The organism is Shewanella sp. A22, from assembly GCF_053850585.1.
In genome coordinates this window covers 1-1,399 of the sequence record NZ_JBSQBN010000242.1, presented here as the reverse complement: position 1 = coordinate 1,399, position 1,399 = coordinate 1, and the positions used below count along the sequence as shown (strand labels likewise).

Genomic DNA, 1,399 nt, shown 5'->3' with positions numbered 1-1,399 from the left:
AATACGACTGCATGGTCTATTTTTTTCCATAAAAAATAAGACATTCCCACCATCCATGGCGGTCAGATACTGGAGGTAGAGTAACGCAGGAGCTTGTTACCGAGGATCACTATTCGCTTCAATCATCGGCCTTGCCTACAGCACTTTGAACTCCCGCTGAAAGATCACATATTTAATAGGATTGGTATAACGACTAAATGCTATCGTTTTGTAGGTTTATCTCGATGGTTACAAATGGCCTACTTTGACTAAAATCACTGTGTCTTGCTCCACATACGGATTATGTTGACTTAAATGTGGGCTGCGGATCCACGTACCTGCAGGATAACGACCAAGCTCATCGATAAATTCTCCGCTAATGACATAAATCTCTTCACCGCCAAAATGACTGTGGGCTTGAAAGCGCGTACCAGCTGGCCACATGACTAATGCTGTAGATTCGGAACCATGTTGATGCAATGGCATCACCTGTAACTGACCATGACCCGGTAACCATTTAGCCTTGCTGGTATTAATAGCAACTTGTTGAGAATCATCATTTTGAAATTGATGCAGCTTAACTAATAGCGTGCAGCCTTGTAAGCTAAATGGTGCATGGACAAAACCTTCGGGATTTCTCAAATAAGTTCCCGCCGGATAGTCACCAGTTTCATCAGAAAACACGCCGTCGAGTACTAAAATTTCTTCACCTAATGGATGAGGATGAGCGTTAAATTTAGCGCCTGCTTCATATTTAACAATGCTAGTTGCATGGCCACGCTCGGCCTCCTCGCGGGCTAAGCGTTTACGTAATACCCCTGCGGCTGGGCTATTTTGCCATTCAAGCTCATTTGTGTTTATCACCACGCGTTGGCTAAAATCCATATTTAACATTTTGATCCTTATACCAATTTTAATTACTATCTGCTCATTCAGCGAGAGTTCTTCGCCTTATAGGCAAGTGATAAAATTGTAGGCATAGTAGTTCTAGATAAAAGCGTTTAGTTGAAGCGAGTGGTTTGCAGCCTAACAATCTAAACATTACTCACTTAACAAAGAATTGCTCAACAAAGTAAAACGTTTTTAGCCGCCTCCCTTCGGGCAGCGTTTGTTGTTCATTGCTAATGCAATATCGGCTGTTAAATGTAGAATAACGACACAGTAAAAGCCCAGCCTTGTAGCTCTTACTTTCAGTTATGGAGCAACAATTCACGTAAAAACAACTTCGAAAGCTCTACATATTCTAATAGCTTAAAGCGAAATCAACCCAATGAACAGTCAGTACTTATTGGTGTAATACCAATCTCATTAAATATCTGGTCAGTTCAGAGTCTCTCAGTTTTTTCAATTCAAGGCACATTGATGTAGAAATGGTTGTTGCCTTTTAAATCGATGTAACACAGAAGTGGAATACCTGAGA

General features: G+C 41.1%; 1 protein-coding gene. It reads right to left on the bottom strand.

Features of this window, described 5'->3' with window-relative positions; translation table 11 throughout:
- Nucleotides 1-228: 228 nt before the first annotated feature.
- The gene (locus ACWXWT_RS20495; protein ID WP_456043404.1) at nt 229-873 is read right to left on the bottom strand and encodes a cupin domain-containing protein; all 645 of its coding nucleotides are present in this window, start codon (nt 871-873) and stop codon (nt 229-231) included.
- Nucleotides 874-1,399 lie beyond the last annotated feature (526 nt).